This window comes from Providencia sp. PROV003, assembly GCF_045040775.1.
Lineage (GTDB): Bacteria > Pseudomonadota > Gammaproteobacteria > Enterobacterales > Enterobacteriaceae > Providencia > Providencia huashanensis.
Genome location: NZ_CP096369.1, coordinates 1243821 through 1261349 on the forward strand (window position 1 = coordinate 1243821; position 17529 = coordinate 1261349).

General features: G+C 36.0%; 18 protein-coding genes and 1 pseudogene. 15 read left to right on the forward strand and 4 right to left on the reverse strand.

What is annotated here, in order from left to right; all coding sequences use genetic code 11:
* Nucleotides 1–57: 57 nt before the first annotated feature.
* The 3 genes and pseudogenes from M1F14_RS05705 to M1F14_RS05715 all read right to left on the reverse strand — a co-directional run.
* Nucleotides 58–212, reverse strand: a pseudogene (locus M1F14_RS05705) (IS3 family transposase); the annotation flags it as partial.
* A 232-nt stretch (nucleotides 213–444) separates the two neighbouring features.
* Nucleotides 445–939 carry a FidL-like protein gene (locus M1F14_RS05710; RefSeq protein ID WP_042845652.1) on the reverse strand — a complete coding sequence of 165 codons (495 nt, stop codon included), beginning with the start codon at nucleotides 937–939 and terminating at the stop codon, nucleotides 445–447.
* 7 nt (nucleotides 940–946) lie between these two features.
* Complete coding sequence (locus M1F14_RS05715) at nucleotides 947–1756, reverse strand: winged helix-turn-helix domain-containing protein (protein ID WP_187549564.1); 810 nt, start codon at nucleotides 1754–1756, stop codon at nucleotides 947–949.
* A 1170-nt stretch (nucleotides 1757–2926) separates the two neighbouring features.
* Here M1F14_RS05715 and M1F14_RS05720 point away from each other — a divergent pair.
* The 15 genes from M1F14_RS05720 (at nucleotide 2927) to M1F14_RS05790 (ending at nucleotide 16317) form a co-directional block, all read left to right on the forward strand.
* A complete protein-coding gene (locus tag M1F14_RS05720) occupies nucleotides 2927–3217 on the forward strand; it encodes a helix-turn-helix domain-containing protein (protein WP_048605919.1) in 291 nt (96 codons plus the stop codon).
* A 136-nt stretch (nucleotides 3218–3353) separates the two neighbouring features.
* Complete coding sequence (locus tag M1F14_RS05725) at nucleotides 3354–3923, forward strand: fimbrial protein (protein ID WP_048605920.1); 570 nt, start codon at nucleotides 3354–3356, stop codon at nucleotides 3921–3923.
* 132 nt (nucleotides 3924–4055) lie between these two features.
* Nucleotides 4056–4523: a fimbrial protein gene (locus tag M1F14_RS05730; RefSeq protein ID WP_181468791.1), complete on the forward strand. Its 468-nt coding sequence runs from the start codon at nucleotides 4056–4058 to the stop codon at nucleotides 4521–4523.
* A 40-nt stretch (nucleotides 4524–4563) separates the two neighbouring features.
* Nucleotides 4564–7071 carry a fimbria/pilus outer membrane usher protein gene (locus M1F14_RS05735; RefSeq protein ID WP_071548660.1) on the forward strand — a complete coding sequence of 836 codons (2508 nt, stop codon included), beginning with the start codon at nucleotides 4564–4566 and terminating at the stop codon, nucleotides 7069–7071.
* A gap of 40 nt (nucleotides 7072–7111) precedes the next feature.
* Entirely contained in the window at nucleotides 7112–7852 is a 741-nt protein-coding gene (locus M1F14_RS05740; RefSeq protein WP_042845648.1) for a fimbria/pilus periplasmic chaperone, read from the forward strand.
* 25 nt (nucleotides 7853–7877) lie between these two features.
* On the forward strand, nucleotides 7878–8477 hold the full coding sequence (locus M1F14_RS05745) for a fimbrial protein (protein ID WP_181468790.1): 600 nt from the start codon (nucleotides 7878–7880) through the stop codon (nucleotides 8475–8477).
* A 17-nt stretch (nucleotides 8478–8494) separates the two neighbouring features.
* On the forward strand, nucleotides 8495–9013 hold the full coding sequence (locus tag M1F14_RS05750; protein WP_042845646.1) for a fimbrial protein: 519 nt from the start codon (nucleotides 8495–8497) through the stop codon (nucleotides 9011–9013).
* 41 nt (nucleotides 9014–9054) lie between these two features.
* Entirely contained in the window at nucleotides 9055–9603 is a 549-nt protein-coding gene (locus M1F14_RS05755; protein WP_048605923.1) for a fimbrial protein, read from the forward strand.
* A 10-nt stretch (nucleotides 9604–9613) separates the two neighbouring features.
* On the forward strand, nucleotides 9614–10141 hold the full coding sequence (locus tag M1F14_RS05760) for a fimbrial protein (protein ID WP_181468789.1): 528 nt from the start codon (nucleotides 9614–9616) through the stop codon (nucleotides 10139–10141).
* Between the two features lie 63 nt (nucleotides 10142–10204).
* On the forward strand, nucleotides 10205–10717 hold the full coding sequence (locus M1F14_RS05765) for a fimbrial protein (protein WP_081363975.1): 513 nt from the start codon (nucleotides 10205–10207) through the stop codon (nucleotides 10715–10717).
* A 39-nt stretch (nucleotides 10718–10756) separates the two neighbouring features.
* Nucleotides 10757–11515: a hypothetical protein gene (locus tag M1F14_RS05770; protein WP_042845642.1), complete on the forward strand. Its 759-nt coding sequence runs from the start codon at nucleotides 10757–10759 to the stop codon at nucleotides 11513–11515.
* A gap of 636 nt (nucleotides 11516–12151) precedes the next feature.
* Complete coding sequence (gene mtnK, locus M1F14_RS05775) at nucleotides 12152–13417, forward strand: S-methyl-5-thioribose kinase (protein ID WP_071548658.1); 1266 nt, start codon at nucleotides 12152–12154, stop codon at nucleotides 13415–13417.
* A gap of 9 nt (nucleotides 13418–13426) precedes the next feature.
* Entirely contained in the window at nucleotides 13427–14527 is a 1101-nt protein-coding gene (gene mtnA / locus M1F14_RS05780) for an S-methyl-5-thioribose-1-phosphate isomerase (RefSeq protein WP_048605932.1), read from the forward strand.
* 43 nt (nucleotides 14528–14570) lie between these two features.
* Nucleotides 14571–15218 (forward strand): L-fuculose-phosphate aldolase, encoded by a 648-nt coding sequence (locus tag M1F14_RS05785; protein ID WP_042845637.1) that lies wholly within the window; start codon nucleotides 14571–14573, stop codon nucleotides 15216–15218.
* 94 nt (nucleotides 15219–15312) lie between these two features.
* Complete coding sequence (locus M1F14_RS05790) at nucleotides 15313–16317, forward strand: multidrug DMT transporter permease (protein WP_042845635.1); 1005 nt, start codon at nucleotides 15313–15315, stop codon at nucleotides 16315–16317.
* Nucleotides 16318–16398: 81 nt separating this feature from the next.
* Here M1F14_RS05790 and M1F14_RS05795 read toward each other — a convergent pair whose 3' ends face one another.
* Entirely contained in the window at nucleotides 16399–17403 is a 1005-nt protein-coding gene (locus M1F14_RS05795) for a sugar-binding transcriptional regulator (protein ID WP_042845634.1), read from the reverse strand.
* Nucleotides 17404–17529 lie beyond the last annotated feature (126 nt).

Below are 17529 nucleotides of genomic sequence, written 5' to 3' on the forward strand. Positions count from 1 at the left end.
GCTTGCAAGGCTTGTCCTTACTTTTGATGCTAAGATCAACTCAGATCGATTATCTGCATACCCAATCATGTATCGGGTGATTTGGTGCTGAGTTTCAACAAAGCTTTGATAGCCTATTTATTATACCCATTCCGTTTTTAAGTGCCTAAAACGCGTTTGATTGGCGCATTGTCCCAGCAATTGCCTTGTTGAAATAAACTTTGCTTTAACTGGTTAACTCATTTATCCATAGTAAATTTACTAGCACTTATAGCGTTAGTAGCTTTGAGTACGGAATAGCTCTGGTCAAGGGAAAAACTAGTCTCAAATTAAATTCTGCACTGAAATTACGTCGAGTTTGCATTGTCATATAGGTCACCTTGAACTAATAACACCTCTATTCAGGTAGCCAATTGACTATGACACTTCAGTCCGTATATCTTCTCTCAATATGCTTTATTGATATCAGATAGGAGGCAACTCGTTTTCTTTTTGTTCCCCACAAATAAAGTAAGGGCCAAATGCACTGGAAAAGAGATACCTTCCAGGGGAGATTTGATTAATCTTCGAGTAACTGGTTGTACCAAAAGAAAATGCTTTTAAATAGTGATTGAATACTTCATCACTGACATTATCATTTTTTGCCTTTCTCACTAATGTAATTTTCGTTTTGATATTATCGATTTCATCAATAGTCGAGTTAGTATAGTGAACGACTCTATTCACGGAATAGGTTTTATCCGTGGAAATTGAACCAACCAACTTTATATAGCCGCTATTATCCTTTTGATGGACGATCCTTAAGTCAATTTCATATCCAGCTTTAGGGTATAAGGGAGACTCAAAATTTGAGTTAATTTGTGCACTACAGTATTTGTTGTCCTCTACAGTCACAGAATAAAAAAATAGGCCAACTGACAATAATGCAATGACACACAATAAAATAGTAATTTTTCTCATTCTTAACCTACCAATTTATTCGAGTTGAAATACATATTTTATTATCTTCGCACTTAGTCAGTAGGGTTTGTTTTTCTACTTGAGCATTACTATGGTTACTGTAGTAATAAAAAATGGCACTGTTATTACATTGTAAATTAAACTCTTTTACATGTTTATCAATATCTTTTGAATTATTTTTATCGTCAAAATTACTGTTAAATGAATAAACAGGGCATGACCCTATTGTACTGACAAGGTACGTGTTAACTTTGTCAAAGCTTAATGCACCAAAAAATAAATTATACATTGAAGCCAGTGTTAAAATGACGCTTAAGCCAAGTATAATTTTCAATGAGAAATTACGCTTTAACGTATAACATACTCGGGGTTTAGCTATAACGGAAGATACCGCGACTTGATTATGTGTATTAAGCTCAATTAAAGGTAGTTTATCCCTTCCATCAAGTTTTTCTGTATCTCCTTTTTCTTCACTATGGCGAACAAGCTCGGTGTTACGTTGTGTAATAATGAGTTCTGAAGATAAAATAACACCTTTTTTAGGAATATTTAAAATTGCATTATCTATCTCAAGGTGCTGATAAAGTAGTTTTCGCAGAGCACTGATATATTGGTTTAATGTATTAATTGAGGCAGTCAAACCATGCTCATCCCAAACTTTTTTTAAAAGCTCTTCTCTTGGGATGATCATGTTATTATTTTCGACTAATACTCTGAAAATACGATTTAAAATAGGTGTAAGCTTGGCCACTTCGCTGTTTGAGCCTAGCTGAATTATCTCACCAGTTTCAGAATCATATTCTATACAATTGTTCAATATATATATCATTGTTTATAATTTTTACTCTGTTAAAAATGATTTTTAAGTTTATAAATTTCACTTACAGTCAGTCTGTTAATTATATTAAGCACTACCTCACGATTTTACAACACATTGATTTGTGGTTTTCTTAATCTAAAGCATGAATGATTGATTTAACAATTAATATGAATAACAACCAAATTATTACACGAAAATGGAGTGATGTCAGTTAGAAAGGAAGGTTTTCAAAGAGGTGAGCTAGCTGTTTAGTCTAAAAAAATAAATTTTTTAGACTTATAGTTTTAAGTTTTAATAAAGTTTGGTTTTTTAATTCGATTTATAAGAAGTACTTTTTTACACCTAGAATACTATAGTCATATGATCCTACTCTGGGGATAATTAAAATTTAATAAACAATGGGTTACCTGTTTTCCGTGTTTGTATCTACTTTGAGTTACACTAAATAATCCCCTCTACATTCCAACATTTCTGTTGAAATGATTCATTTATTCCATTTCCTTGTTTTCTTTAGACAGAAAGAACGAGTAAGTAAAATCACCTTTATAGATGAGCTTTGTTAGGCTTTAAAATTTAGCTACGGTACTAATATGACAGAAAAGCAAAAGTCTTATTTACCCCTTCAGTTTCTTTGTAGGTAGTCTTAAAACAAATATCTATTTTATCAACTAAAACTAAAGGTAATATTTATTCTATAGTGTAATTGTCATATTTTGACTATCTATATAAGTTATTTTAATAAAGTTATCATATATCTTTTATTGAATAACTGTAACAAATTGCAAGTATGATAGGTGAAGATATGAGTACTAAATATTAAATCTGACAATGTTAACGAAAACATAATTTATAACGTGATTAACTAAAGCTCTTCAACCTATTGATATATAAGATTATAATAACTTATAATTAATTTTAATAGGTTATAATATATATTTTTATATTTTTTAATAGGTCATACCTATCTAAAAGCTCGCTTTTCATTGCTTAAAACACTTTTACTCCAATATTGGATAAATCTATAGTAAGCGACATCAAATGAGTTGAGTTAAAAAATACTCCTCCGTTAAATGACTTATTATTATATAAGAATTTATTATTTAGAATCTGGCTATGGTTTTAAGCTAATCGATTATTGATTAAAATATATTTTTAGGAGACTTGGCTATGTTTGTAGAAAATGTAGATAAGATAAAAAGTGAAGTTAAATATATCAATGGATTAGATATTACAAAAGAAACAGGTAAGTTTTTAAAATCAGCTAGAATAGAAAAATGTTTGTCTGGTACTGAAGTTGGAAAATTATTATACCTGAGTCAACAGCAAGTTTCTCGTTATGAGAATGGGTTGTGTAATATATCGATCGATATGCTAAATAACTATTTGCATGCACTTGGCAAGGATTGGTCTGATTATTATTACTACGTTATTGCAAATAATTTTTCGAACAAAATTTAATTGTCTAATTTTAAAATTTATTTCCTTAATTAGAGTAATTAAGGGTTTTACTCATGCCTATAAATAGGTATGAGCTTAGTGTCAATGTTAATAATCATTCGGTTATTAATTTATTTTAATTTATATAGGTAAATATATGAAAAAGTTAGTTATCGCAACAATGGTTTTTGGTGCAATGAGTACGTCAGCATTAGCAGTTGATGCAGGTACTGGTAAAGTTCATTTCAGTGGTTCAATTATTACAGCGCCATGTTCAATTGCACCAGGTGATGAAAACCAAGAAGTACCATTAGGACAAATTTCTAATACAACACTTGAATCAGGTGGTATGTCTTCAGCTCAACCATTCGCAATTAAACTGGAAGGTTGTACTTTAAATGCAAAATATAAAGGTACAAATGAAGATGGTGAAGAAGTCGAATTAACTTACAATAATACTGTTAATGTAAAATTCACCGGTACTGAATGGGTTAATTCTGGTAATAATACTGGTTTAATTCAAATTACTGGTGATGGACAAGGTGCTGGTGTTAAATTAATGACAGTTTCAGGAAATAAAATTGACCTGAATAGCTCTACAACCCAAAACTTTGTTGCAGGCGATAATTCACTAAGATTCCAAGCTGCTTTGCAAGGTGTTTCAGGTGCACAAGTTAACCCAGGCAAATTTGAAGCAACTACAAACTTTGTTCTTTCTTATAACTAAGTTTCTGCAAAATATTAAGTGCTGACCTATCAGGAAAACACTAAATACTAAATAAAGGACATACCACCAATGATTGTTATCAGGAAAATCACGGGCTTCCTAATTTTATTAATTATAGGAGCCAATAACTCTTTGGCTGATAACAATACTATTATTGGTAAGGTAAATATGCAAGGAAGCATTTTAGAAACAGCATGTGCTATTTCAATGGACTCTTATGACCAATCAATAGATATGGGTGTAATTCCAATGAGTCTTATAAATCAATATGGTAATAGTCCAATAAAGTATTTTTCAATTAAATTAATTGGTTGCCATTTAGAAACGTTATCAGGAAAGCATTGGAATTATTTCACATTAACATTCGATGGACCAGCCAAAAAGAATTTGTTCGAATTATTTGGTCACGCAAAAGGAATATCATTGTCTCTAGAAGATGAAAAAGGAAATTTAATATATCCCAGTATTCCTCTTAAAGAACACTCAATAATACCTGGGGAATCAAACTTAAAATATGGTGTGAAGCTTATGAGAAATGGTTTATCTCTAAAGTCAGGTGGATATAGAACAACAATAAAATTTAAAGTTGATTATCACTGAAGATATTTGAAATTTATTTTTGGGTAGTCAGGAAATTAATATGCCTATTAAGAAAAATAAAATACGACAATATATATTAAAAGGCTTGATCATATCAATGCTCTATAGCAGTATGCTGACTACCACATTTGCTAGGGTAATTGAATTTAATACTGATGTATTAGATGTAGAAGATAGAAACAATATTGATTTAGAACAATTTAATCGTATTGGATTTATTATGCCTGGTACGTATAACTTGAAAATTAATATTAATGGTCATTCATTATCTGAAATGTCAGTTATATTTAATGAAAGTGAAACTTCAGATTCAGGTAGTGTGGCTTGCCTTTCCCCAGATATTGTCGAAAGATTAGGGTTAACAAAAGAAGCCTTAAATAAAGCATTATGGGAACAGGGTGGCCAATGCTTAAATTTAAATAGTTTAGATGGTATGTCTGTTGAAGGGGATCTATCTACCTCTTCACTTAATATTAATGTCCCTCAGGCCTATTTAGAACAAATTTATGAAAACTGGGACCCTCCTAGTCGTTGGGATCATGGTATTTCGGCTTTATTATTTGACTACAATATAAATGGAGCAATTAACGATTCGCTTGAACAAGATCAAACATCATCATCTTTAAGTGGAAATGGTGTAGCGGGTGTTAATTTAGGAGCATGGAGATTCCGTGGTGAATGGCAATCTCAAATCAATCGTACAACTGGAGAACAAAAAACAACTCAACATAATTTTGATTGGAATCGTATCTATGCTTATCGAGCGATAGCCGCTTTGCAAGCAAAATTAACTCTAGGTGAGGATTTTTTAAATTCAGGTGTATTTGATGCATTTAAGTTTATTGGGCTTGGATTGCAATCTGATTTGAACATGCTGCCGCCTAACTTACGTGGTTATGCACCAGAAATAGTTGGAACAGCAAAGACAAATGCCACAATTACTATACGTCAGCAAGGAAGAGTGATTTATGAAACACAGGTCGCTCAAGGCCCATTTCGTATTCAAAACCTCAGTGATGCAATTACAGGAAAAATGAATGTTACAGTTGCTGAGCAAGATGGGACCACACAAACATTTGATGTTGATACCGCCAGTCTGCCCTTTTTAACACGGCCAGGTCAGGTTCAATATAAATTTGCAACGGGAAAACCTATTGATAACCAAGGCCACCGTCAAGGCGTGAGCTTCGGTATGGGAGAATTTTCATGGGGAGTCAGTAATGGCTGGTCATTATTTGGTGGAATATTAGGTAGTCAAGACTATAAATCAACATCTATTGGTATTGGTCGTGACCTGTTGGTTTTTGGCGCGCTTTCATTTGATATCACGCAGTCTATTGCAAATATTCCTAACGATGGTTCGTTAAAAGGTAAATCTTATCGTCTGAATTATTCAAAGCGTTTTGAGGAATATAACAGTCAAATTAACTTTGCTGGTTATCGTTTTTCAGAACGAGATTTTATGAATATGAGTGATTTTTTAGATTTTCGAGTAACAGGTATGCGTTATGGCTCTAGCAAAGAATTATATACGTTATCAATTAATAAGAACTTTATTGAAAGTGGTCTTTCTTTGTACTTTAACTATAACCACCAAACCTATTGGGACCGACCAGCCAATGATTATTACAGCTTAATGCTATCAAAATATTTTGATATAGGCAGTTGGAAAAATATTAGTGCAACTGTTTCCGCAAATAGGCAGCAAACAGACTCAAAAAGTGACGATAGCATTTATTTTTCAGTCTCTATACCTTGGGGAAGCTCTGCAAGCCTCGGTTATTCGATGGATATAAGTCATGACAATGTTTCAAATAATGCATCCTATTTCGATACATTAACAGAAAGAATGAATTATCAATTTAACATCGGAAACAATCGTAAAGGCGCGACAACAAGTGGGTACTTTTCATATCAAGGAAATGATGCTTGGCTTTCTACTAACGTTAGCTATGCGATGAATCAGTATCGTGCCGCTGGGTTTAGTGCAAATGGCGGATTAACAATAACACCAGAAGGTGGGGCATTCCATGGTTCTAGCCTTGCAGGGGGAACTCGGCTCTTGGTTGATACAGATGGTGTTCCTGATATTCCTATTCGTGGCTCAGGTATTGCAGTTAAAACGAATTTATTTGGTAAAGCAGTCATTAGCGACATGAGTAATTACAACCGAAATAATATACAAATTGATTTAAATAACTTACCCGATAATGCAGATGCGCAGCAGTCAGTGCAACAAGCAACATTAACGGAAGGAGCCGTCGGTTATAGACACTTTGATGTGTTATCAGGATTAAAAGGTATGGTCGTTATCAGGTTAGAAGATGGGACATATCCCGCTTTTGGTTCCCAAGTTAAAAATAGTAAAGGGCAAAACACCGGTATTGTCGGCGACGAAGGGAATACCTATTTGAGTGGAATTAATGCCGATGAAGTAATGCGAGTAAATTTATCTTCTAACCAAGAATGTAAAATTGTTTTTCCCAAAAAGTTGGATGACTTATCGGGAGGGTTATTGGCACTTTGTGTTCGAGAAAATCACCAATAATCTAATGTCTAAATAAAGAAAAAGTAAAGGTATATAAATTATGAAATATAAATTATCCCACAGTTTATTAATAGGGCTATCCAGCATTTTATTGGCAAACATGTCTTTCGCTGGTGTTTCTTTAGATCGCACTCGCATTATTTTTGATGGTAATCAAAAATCTGTCACTTTAAATATAAACAATAATAATCCTGAGCTACCTTACTTAGCTCAAGGTTGGTTAGAAAACCAAACTGGTGAGAAAATTACTAAGCCATTAGTTGCGTTGCCACCAATTCAACGTTTAGAGCCTAGTAAATCTAGCCAAATTAAAATTGATTTAATGCCAACGATAAACGAGTTACCACAAGATAGAGAAAGCCTATTCTATTTTAACTTGCGCGAAGTGCCACCTAAAAGTGATAAAGATAATGTATTGCAAATTGCGTTACAAACGCGAATAAAATTATTTTATCGCCCAGCAGCTATCGTTCCAAAAGATGATGAAAAACCATGGCAAGAAAAAATCACATTAGAGAAATCAGGACATGAGGTCATTGTCAAAAATCCAACGGCATATTACGTCACAATTTTAAATGCATTTTCAGACAGATTAAAAACCGATCCAAATGATTTTGCTCCAATAATGATCGCACCATTTGGTAGCGAAAAATTAGGTGTAAGTACAAGTGTTTTAGGTAATAACCCCGTACTGATTTATATCAACGATTACGGTGGTAGACCTGAATTACATTTCCGCTGCCAAGAAATGAACTGTCAAGTAGAAGAACAGAAATCCTGATACTCTTTAAGAAAAGGAATATAAGATGAATGTCTTTCAAAAAAAATGGAATCCTGTTCTATTACTATTTTCTATATCGGGAATGACATTTGCAGAAAATCAATTTCCAATTAATCATTGGGATGTTGATGGGCAGCATGGGCAAGTGCATGTGAAAGGAATACTAACAGAAAGTCCGTGTCGTATTGCAATGCATTCAATGTATCAAGATATTGAAATTAGCGATTTAAAAACAGGAGATTTTCCCAGTATTCATTCTATGGGAAATGAGTATCCGTTTTATATTGAACTACTTGATTGCCTTGCAACACCCGTTAACATGCTAGATCCGTACTCTGGTAATATGACATGGAGTAATGACCAACCTGGGTTTTCAATAAGGTTCGTCACAACTAAAAGTGAAAATATGTCGAAGTATATCTCAATTAGAGGTATTGAAGGCTTAGGCTTAGTACTGAAAGATAAACAAGGAAATACTATTACTCTAGGGGAATATACAAAACCTAAATTAGTTCCACAAGGGCAAAGTATTTTAACTTACAGTGTGATTCCTGTTAGAACCTCGATGAATATGACGCCAGGTAAATTTTCATCGGTTATTAACTTCCAATTAAATTATGATTAACTCTGAGTAAAATTCATATGAAAGAGAGTATAAGTATTTTAATAATTTCGACACTAGTATCTATTTTGAGTATACAAATTCCATCTGCATTAGCAGCGAATTCTGTAAGGATTAATTTCAAAGGAAACTTAATTCAAAACCCACCTTGTGAAATTACAGGGTTAAATGGTAATGAAATTACTATTGACTTTCAAGATATGGTTATTAGAAATATAACTGGAATGAATTATATACAGGAGATTAAATATAAATTGACTTGTGATGCGCCAAATAATACAGGGCTTTCATTAAGTATAAAGGGGACTGCTGCTAGTTTTAATACAAATTTACTTACAACGAGCAATACAAATTTAGGTATTTCATTTTATAGTGGATCTACAAATTTATCTACAATTCGTGTAAATCTTGACCCTATAAAGTTTCCAAATAGCCGTCGAGACCCTATCTATGCTAATCCAGTAATTAATGCTAAAGCAGCTAATATTACAGCGGGTAGTTTTACTGCAACTGCAACGCTTTTAGCGGAGTATGAATAAGGTTAAAATTTATTATTCAGTGTATCTATAAAGGTTTTCCTATGATAAAAAAAGTTAACATTTTCGCTAAGATGATAAACTATTTCTTATTTATATTTTTAATATTAAATAGCCCTAATGTTTTTTCTAATAACTCTACGAGCTTATCATTTAAAGGAAATCTTATTGATACACCTCCATGCGATATTTATGGAACAGAAGGCATCAATAAACCAGTTAATATTCAATTTAGTAAGATAGCGATTCAACGTATTGATGGTAAACGGTTTCAAAAAAATTGGTCTTTAAATATTGACTGTGGAGCTAATTTAGGCAGTAACGTGTCTTTAGAGCTAAATTATATGGGGAACCCAGTATTATTTGATGAAAAAGCATTAGAAACTTCCCGAGCTGGTATAGGGATTCGTTTATATAACGCAACAGATAGTACCGTTATTGCTCCGAATGATAAGAAAAAACTTACTATGACAAATAATGGTAGATTACAGATTCCGCTATATTCTATACCCGTAAAAATAGCCAAGCCTATTACACCGATAATAGAAGGGAAATTTACAGCAACAGCAACAATTTCCATTAATTACCCATAAGGAAATTAATATGAAAAAAATAAACTCTGGCCTATTTTTGGGTTTTCTAATGATGCTATGCGCAGCCTCATTTGGAGATAATAATAATACAGTTCAGTATGAAGGCACGTTAATTTCATTACCTTGTACAATAGATGAGAGTACGCCAACTGTAGTTGAGTTTGGTGTTATTGTTGATAAACAGCTTTATTTACATGAAAAAACATCACTAAAACCATTTTCTATTATTTTACAAGATTGTGATGTATCTATTGCCAATACAATTTCACTATCAGTTCAGGGTACTGCTGGTAATGTAACTTCGGATGGCTATTTAATGCTAAATCCTAGTAGTACAGCGAAAGGTGTTGTCATAGGTTTAATGGATAGCTCTGGGAAAAAGATACCTATGAATTCAGTGTTATCTCCTATTGCCATTTCAAATGGAAAAATGGCGATTCAATTAAATGCCTTTGTTAAAATTGAAAGTCAAAATGAAACAAAAATAATACCTGGTGAGTTTACGGCTATGCTCTATTACACCTTGGATTTCAATTAATATACAAGTAAATTTTAAAAATGTCGTATTTTAATTCTAATGAAAGACCAATAGGTGATTTAAATGAATAAATCTAGAAAATGTAAAAGGGGATTTGTAAATGGTATAACATCCATACTTATATTTCTTGTTAATTTTAACGTTAATGCTGCAATATTTAATACGAATGTTAGTGTGATTGTTTTACAGCAGACTTGTGATATCACATCATCGATAAATCCAAATCAACCTATTACTATTGATTTTGGTGATATTTCTGTACCTAAAATTAATGGTTTAGAATATCAAAGGGAAATTCCTTTTAATTTAAATTGTTCTGATGGTGCAAATAACCCTGCATTAAAGCTACGAATAGTTGGGAGTGATGGCATATATTCCACAATGTTAGGGACAAGTAGAGATAATTTATCAATTATATTCCGATTTGGAAATAATATATTAAATTTAAATGGCTGGGCTAATTTTAATTACAGCTTAAGACCCAAGTTGACAGCCGCGCCTTTTACAATGAGCCATAGCACATTGACTGGCGGCTCGTTTACTGCAAGCGCCACTTTGGTGGTTGAATACCAATAATAATTAAATGGTTATTGAAAATTGAAGGTAATATTTATTATGCCAAAAGTTATTTTTATTCTTATTTTTTTATTTTCGGGCATCGCTCACGCTGAGCGTACGATGCTTTCAAACGTCAGTCAATCAGCCGCTTTATTAGTTACCGCTTCGTGGTTTACAACTGGAAGCAATAATCCTGCTGAAAATACAGTAATACCTTGTGCAGGTTCTCTATGTAGCTATGGTGTGGTTTTATACTATGAAAATGGAAGTGTTACGGATTTTAATGGTCGAAGTATACCTGTTACAGCAGGAATGACCTGGAAGATGGCGAATGATGCGTTTATTCGTCGATTTGGTGCAACAGGAATAGCAGCATGGCAATGGAATTGGCAACCAAGCCAATGGGATGTTTGTATAGGCGCAATCCCTGCAAGGCCTGGTGGATTAGGACTAGGGAGGCCTTTTTCAATTTATAGTTCCCCTTGTACACCAGTACCGCCTGTTAATGTTCAATGTAATGTAAATGGTGATGCTAATATTACACACGGTACTTTAAATGCTGGGCAAGTTAATGGGCATACAGCAGAAGCAACTATTCAACTAAGCTGTAATCGAGCCGCAACAGTTTCAATTGAAGTCCCATCTCCAGATATTGATTTAGGTGGCGGTGTAAAATCTCGTGTTAGTGTCACAAACGGTAGTCGTATTTCGGTTGCCAATTCAGTGGCCTTAAAAATTAAATCGGTATTAAGCGGCACAGCTCCAACAGCAGGACAGCATTCAGGTAGCACAGTAATTGTATTCAATATTGTTTAGTTTAGAGAAAAAACACTATTTAGAAAATTGAATGCAATTCAAAACCAGCCCTACCTAAATATACCTACGATCCCCTCCTGATGAGGGGGGAATGTGAAATCCCTCATTAGGGAGGATGATGTATATCAGTACTTAATCATTTATTTTGGTGTGTATTTATGTAGCTAATGAATTTTCAATATGGGGAGATTTGTGGGTATAAAAATAATGACTAAAAATAGAGTATTTAAATAGCAAATACTCTGAATGAATATAGCTAAAAGCCCCTCTTTTTACTCTAATAACCTATATATACCTAGCCATGACCACCCCGCCTTAAAATCACATTCAGTTTTATCCTTAAAAATGAAGCGTTCGTAAATTAGATAAGAAATATTTAGCGCTCAATACTGAGAAAATTTAACCACTGTAGCAGTGAGGATTATCCTCTATATAACTATACAAATGAACTGTATATAAAACATAAGATAATCATGCTCAGGGTGGTTTTTATCGTCTTTAGGCTAAATCTTACCTGTTTCTCAATTTATTGGCTTTCAGAAAGTGAACATAGATCACATTAACTTTTACAATTGATAATGTATACTTTGCATATGTAAAGTATAAGGCGATTAAACAACAGTAAGGGGATTTGTTATGTTGGACTCAATTCCAGCAGGCTACAAGCCGCTGACGTGTGAAACACTACCAATTTATTTAGCTTCCAAACTGACTTCGTCATGCGAGTTAGGTGGAGAGCCTAATCAATGGAAAGTAAATGAAGTTGGTGATGGTAATTTGAATATGGTGTTTCTTGTTGAAGGGACACAAAAAACAATTGTGGTAAAACAGGCACTACCATGGGTCAGGGCTGGAGGGGAAAGCTGGCCATTGTCCCTGACTCGAGCAGGTTTTGAATACAATATTTTATCTCAAGAAGCTCGCTGTGCAGGCCATGAATTAGTTCCTGAAGTCTATTTTTATGACCAAGAAATGGCACTGTTTGCGATGGAGTACCTTTCACCTCATATCATCCTGCGTAAAGAAGTGATGGCAGGTAAAAAATTCCCAAAACTTGCTGAAGATATTGGGACATTTATTGCCAAAACTCTTTTTTATACCTCAGATATCGGTATGAAAGCCGATCAGAAAAAAGCGCTGACCGCTCAATTCTCTCTGAATCATGAGCTTTGTAAAATTACTGAAGATCTGATCTTCACTGAGCCATATTTCAATGCCGAACGTAATAATTGGCTATCCCCTGAGCTAGACCAAGCAGTAGAAAAGATGTGGCAAGATAAAGAAATGATCCAAGTTGCCATGCGTTATAAATATAAATTTATGACTGAAGCACAATCATTGTTACATGGTGACTTGCATTTAGGCTCAGTAATGGTCACCGAGAGTGATACAAAAGTTATCGACCCTGAATTTGGATTTATGGGACCAATGGCGTTTGATATTGGTAACTATATTGGCAATTTACTGATGGCTTTCTTTTCTAGACCAGCATGGGATGAAAATCCATCAAGTCGTGTTGAATATCAAAACTGGTTACTTGACCAAGTCGATTCAACTTGGTCTGTTTTTGTTCGAGAATTCCGCCAATTATGGAATACAAAAACACAAGGGGACGCGTGGCCTTCAGAACTCTATCAACATGAACTCGGCCGCCAAGCTTTACAGGAAGCCCAAAACCAATTCTTTGCCACACTACTTGAAGATTCCTTAGTCAATGCGGGAATGGAAATGAACCGCCGCATAATTGGGTTCGCAGGGGTGGCAGAGTTTAAACAAATTAAAGACATTGCTCTTCGTGCTGAATGCGAAAAACGCGCACTTACCATGGCTCGCGAGCTTATTGTCAATGCCAGTCTTTATAAAGAGATGGCTTCAGTTATTCAATTAGCTAAAAAACAGTAAGAGGAATTCATGAATATTGAAGGGAAACACTATCGTACAGTTTGGGTTTCTAAAGATGGAAAATCAGTAGAAATTATCGACCAAACTAAACTGCCTTTTAAATTTGAAGTACTCACGCTCGATTCCGCACAAAAAGTAGCAACTGCTATTCAAGAAATGTGGGTGCGTGGGGCGCCTTTGATTGGGGTTGTTGCTGCTTACGGAATGGCACTAGGTATGCAACAGGACCCGAGTGATAAAAATCTACAATCAAGTTATGACTTGTTAATCAAGACCCGACCTACTGCTATCAATTTAAAGTGGGCACTCGATAGAATGATGGAAAGCTTGAAGGATGCTCCTGAACAGACGCGTAGGGACATTGCTTGGGAGCTTGCCGGAAAACTGGCCGATGAAGATGTCGAGTTGTGTGAGCAAATTGGGCTCCATGGCGTAGAAATTATTCGGGAAATCGCGAGTAAAAAACCGGCAGGCAGTGTCGTAAATATATTGACTCACTGTAATGCAGGCTGGCTTGCCACGGTCGATTGGGGGACCGCACTTTCGCCAATTTATAAGGCTCATGAAGAAGGGATTCGTATTCACGTTTGGGTAGATGAAACTCGCCCGCGTAATCAAGGTGGCCTTACTGCATTTGAATTGGGTTCACACGGAGTTCCTCACACATTAATTGCTGATAATGCCGGTGGTCACCTGATGCAGCATGGCGAAGTGGACCTATGCATTGTTGGTACTGACCGAACCACAACGCAGGGGGATGTCTGTAATAAAATTGGAACATATCTAAAAGCGCTGGCGGCTTATGATAATCAAATTCCATTTTATGTTGCGCTCCCATCTCCAACTATCGACTGGACGCTTAAGGATGGGAAAACAATCCCCATAGAGCAACGCAATGGTGCTGAACAGTCACATGTATATGGGATCAACCCCGAGGGTGAACTAAGTTGGGTTAATACTGCGCCGGCAGGCACCACATGTGGTAATTACGCCTTTGATGTCACGCCTGCTAAATATATTACTGGATTGATCACGGAGCGTGGTGTTTGTGCAGCGAATGAACCTGCATTAACCAACATGTTCGCCGACCTAAAAAATTCGGTTATTTAATTGAGTGTGCATGGGGTATATGCACGCTTTCTAAGGAACTAAGATGGAAAGACTCAAATTAGCGGCAGATATTATCGTCACTTGCCAGGAAATGAATGCTTCTGGGTTGAATCAAGGGACGTCGGGTAATGTCAGCGTGAGGTATCTTGATGGAATGCTCATTACACCAAGTGGTATACCTTATTCGAAAATGACACCCGATATGATTGTTTTTGTTGATGGTCAGGGGGTATCAGAGTCTGGAAAAACACCATCAAGTGAATGGCTCTTTCATCTGGCTTGCTACCAAGCCAGACCTGAATTAAATGCGGTTATTCATACACATGCGGTGAACTGTACCGCGGTATCCATAATGAACCATGCGATCCCCGCAATTCATTATATGATAGCGGTGACAGGGACGGACCATATTCCTTGTATTCCATACCATACATTTGGTAGTGCTGAGCTTGCAAACAGTGTGTTTGAGGGAATTAAATCTAGCAAATCACTTTTGATGCAACACCACGGCATGATAGCGATGGAAACAACACTGGAAAAAGCGTTGTGGCTTGCTGGAGAAACAGAAACTCTAGCAGATCTCTACATCAAAATAGGCGGACTACACAGCAAAGTTCCCACTTTATCTAAAGAAGAAATGACAATAGTCATCGGTAAATTTAAAACGTACGGTTTAAAAACTGACGCTTAAATTCAACTTGTTCTCATCGATAGCAGCCATTTTATAAAATGGCTGCCAACCTCTACCTATAACGATTAATTATAATTATCCCAAGGAGTTATTCATGTTTATCGTGGAATCATATCCTATAGCAATAATTATGTGTTTTATCACGATGATTTGTTGGGGGTCATGGGCTAACACAACAAAACTAGTCAGTAATAAGAAATGGGAGTTCCCTCTCTTTTATTGGGACTATTCTCTCGGTGTTTTATTCTGTTCTCTATTATTTGCTTTTACTCTCGGGTCAATTGGTGAAGAAGGCCGTAGTTTTATTTCTGATATTCAGCAGGCGGATATCAATATTATCTTTCTTCCTATATTGGCAGGTATGATTTTTAATGTTTCAAATATTCTTCTTGTTGCTTCAATTAGTTTAGCTGGTATGGCTGTTGCATTCCCTGTCGGTGTTGGGCTTGCATTAGTTCTCGGTGTTATCACAACTTATATTGGTAGCCCTCAGGGGGACCCAACTATTTTGTTCTTAGGGGTTGCTTGTGTAGTCGCCGCAATCATCCTAACTGCGATTACTTACAGCCGTGTTACTCAATCATCGGATAAAAGTCGCCGTAATAAAGGCCTGATAACTGCTATTTTTGCCGGTATCATTATGGGGTCATTTTTCCGTTTCCTCGCTCAATCGATATCAGGTAATTTAAGTGAACCAGAAGCGGGGTTGATGACACCTTATTCTGCACTTGTATTATTTGCTTTAGGTTTGTTTTTATCTAACTTTGTCCTTAATACACTGGTAATGAAAAAACCAATCGTAGGGGAACCAGTTAAAGGGAAAATGTATTTCTCTGGTAGCTTAAGGGACCATCTCTGTGGTTGGTTGGGCGGAATCATCTGGTGTATTGGTTTAGGACTGAGCCTAATCGCATCAGGGCAAGCAGGGTATGCAATATCCTATGGATTAGGGCAAGGAGCTACTATGATTGCCGTGATTTGGGGGGTATTTGTTTGGCGTGAATTCGCCAGCGCACCAGCTGGCACGAATAAGTTACTCTTAGCTATGTTTTTGCTGTATATCGCCGGTATTGTCCTTATCATAGCGGCAAATCAGTAAATATTTTGCCCCATTATGTCTATAGTGGGGTAAATATTCTTTTTTATTAGGTGGGCCGTAAAAAGTGCGGCACCTTGCTCTTTAGGATGGGGATGAATCAACGTTGGGCAGCTCGCAGGATAATAAAAACTCAGCTGTTCCTTCATCAACAATAAGGTCTGTGACATAGCCGCCGAGTAATGCCCCTAAGGTTGCAGCATAGCCGTTCTCGCCCCCAGCCAGAAATATTTTACGCTCAATTTGCCTTAATTGGGCAAGGCTTATTCCTAGTATCCGTTGGTCAACTTCAGCAATAACAGGTACTCCATTTTTGTCGTAGAACCGGCCACAAATGACGCCGACGGCCCCTGCATCTCGGTAGTTTTGCATTTCTTTTTTGCTTAGGACACCGACTTGAATTAACGGGTTTTCATCCAGTGCGCTTCCTACAACAAAGAAGGCTTTTGTGCAGTGAGTTAATACTTCAAAATTAGCACGAATGATGGGTTCAGCTTGTAATTCCATGGCTAACCTTGCACTGGAGACAACCGCTGGGACATGAAGAGAAGCCACTTTCCCTGACAGTTTAAACGCTATTTGTGACGACGATTCGAGGATTGTCAGGTCTGGCTGAGAAGGCATGGAACCTAGCATCTGGATCACGGTGACATTTTTACATGAATTTGGTGTCATCGTTTTGCTCATCTCATGGATGGTTCTTCCCCAAGCAACCCCAAGAACGTCATTGTTCTCGATAACTTGGTTTAAATACATCCCTCCAGCACGGGAAAGTCTGGAACGCATCAATTTTGAGTCTGTTCGTTTTCCGGCATGCTCGCCATCAGGCACAATGATAACTCGATACAAACCAAATTTATCACGAATACGTAAAGCGGCATCAATTGAGCCAAAGACATTGGTATCTAAATTGATCTGAACTAAACCATTTTCTCTAGCAGTTTGTAGATATTTGACGACGGTGACACGCGAAAGGCCCATTAGGGCAGCGACTTCAGTCTGGCTTTTGCCTTCCTGATAATATAGCCATGTTGCGTGTAATACAGGATCATCATTGAACAAGCTGCTGTTTACTTGCTCTTTACTCATTATTGTCTCCTGGCATCATTTGGAAAAGCCTAGTTTAAACTATAAGAATATTACAGCCAGTCTTTCTCAAGGTTGTTTGCTTTTTTGAGCGGGCAAATCATTATTGGGTTAATTCGTGAATAGAAC

Excerpts from the sequence above, each read along its gene's own strand:
- M1F14_RS05710 (WP_042845652.1), bottom strand. The coding sequence starts at position 939 with ATGAGAAAAATTACTATTTTATTGTGTGTCATTGCATTATTGTCAGTT.
- M1F14_RS05720 (WP_048605919.1), top strand. The coding sequence starts at position 2,927 with ATGTTTGTAGAAAATGTAGATAAGATAAAAAGTGAAGTTAAATATATC.
- M1F14_RS05725 (WP_048605920.1), top strand. The coding sequence starts at position 3,354 with ATGAAAAAGTTAGTTATCGCAACAATGGTTTTTGGTGCAATGAGTACG.
- M1F14_RS05735 (WP_071548660.1), top strand. The coding sequence starts at position 4,564 with ATGCCTATTAAGAAAAATAAAATACGACAATATATATTAAAAGGCTTG.
- M1F14_RS05740 (WP_042845648.1), top strand. The coding sequence starts at position 7,112 with ATGAAATATAAATTATCCCACAGTTTATTAATAGGGCTATCCAGCATT.
- M1F14_RS05745 (WP_181468790.1), top strand. The coding sequence starts at position 7,878 with ATGAATGTCTTTCAAAAAAAATGGAATCCTGTTCTATTACTATTTTCT.
- M1F14_RS05750 (WP_042845646.1), top strand. The coding sequence starts at position 8,495 with ATGAAAGAGAGTATAAGTATTTTAATAATTTCGACACTAGTATCTATT.
- M1F14_RS05755 (WP_048605923.1), top strand. The coding sequence starts at position 9,055 with ATGATAAAAAAAGTTAACATTTTCGCTAAGATGATAAACTATTTCTTA.
- M1F14_RS05760 (WP_181468789.1), top strand. The coding sequence starts at position 9,614 with ATGAAAAAAATAAACTCTGGCCTATTTTTGGGTTTTCTAATGATGCTA.
- M1F14_RS05765 (WP_081363975.1), top strand. The coding sequence starts at position 10,205 with ATGAATAAATCTAGAAAATGTAAAAGGGGATTTGTAAATGGTATAACA.
- M1F14_RS05770 (WP_042845642.1), top strand. The coding sequence starts at position 10,757 with ATGCCAAAAGTTATTTTTATTCTTATTTTTTTATTTTCGGGCATCGCT.
- mtnK (WP_071548658.1), top strand. The coding sequence starts at position 12,152 with ATGTTGGACTCAATTCCAGCAGGCTACAAGCCGCTGACGTGTGAAACA.
- mtnA (WP_048605932.1), top strand. The coding sequence starts at position 13,427 with ATGAATATTGAAGGGAAACACTATCGTACAGTTTGGGTTTCTAAAGAT.
- M1F14_RS05785 (WP_042845637.1), top strand. The coding sequence starts at position 14,571 with ATGGAAAGACTCAAATTAGCGGCAGATATTATCGTCACTTGCCAGGAA.
- M1F14_RS05790 (WP_042845635.1), top strand. The coding sequence starts at position 15,313 with ATGTTTATCGTGGAATCATATCCTATAGCAATAATTATGTGTTTTATC.
- M1F14_RS05795 (WP_042845634.1), bottom strand. The coding sequence starts at position 17,403 with ATGAGTAAAGAGCAAGTAAACAGCAGCTTGTTCAATGATGATCCTGTA.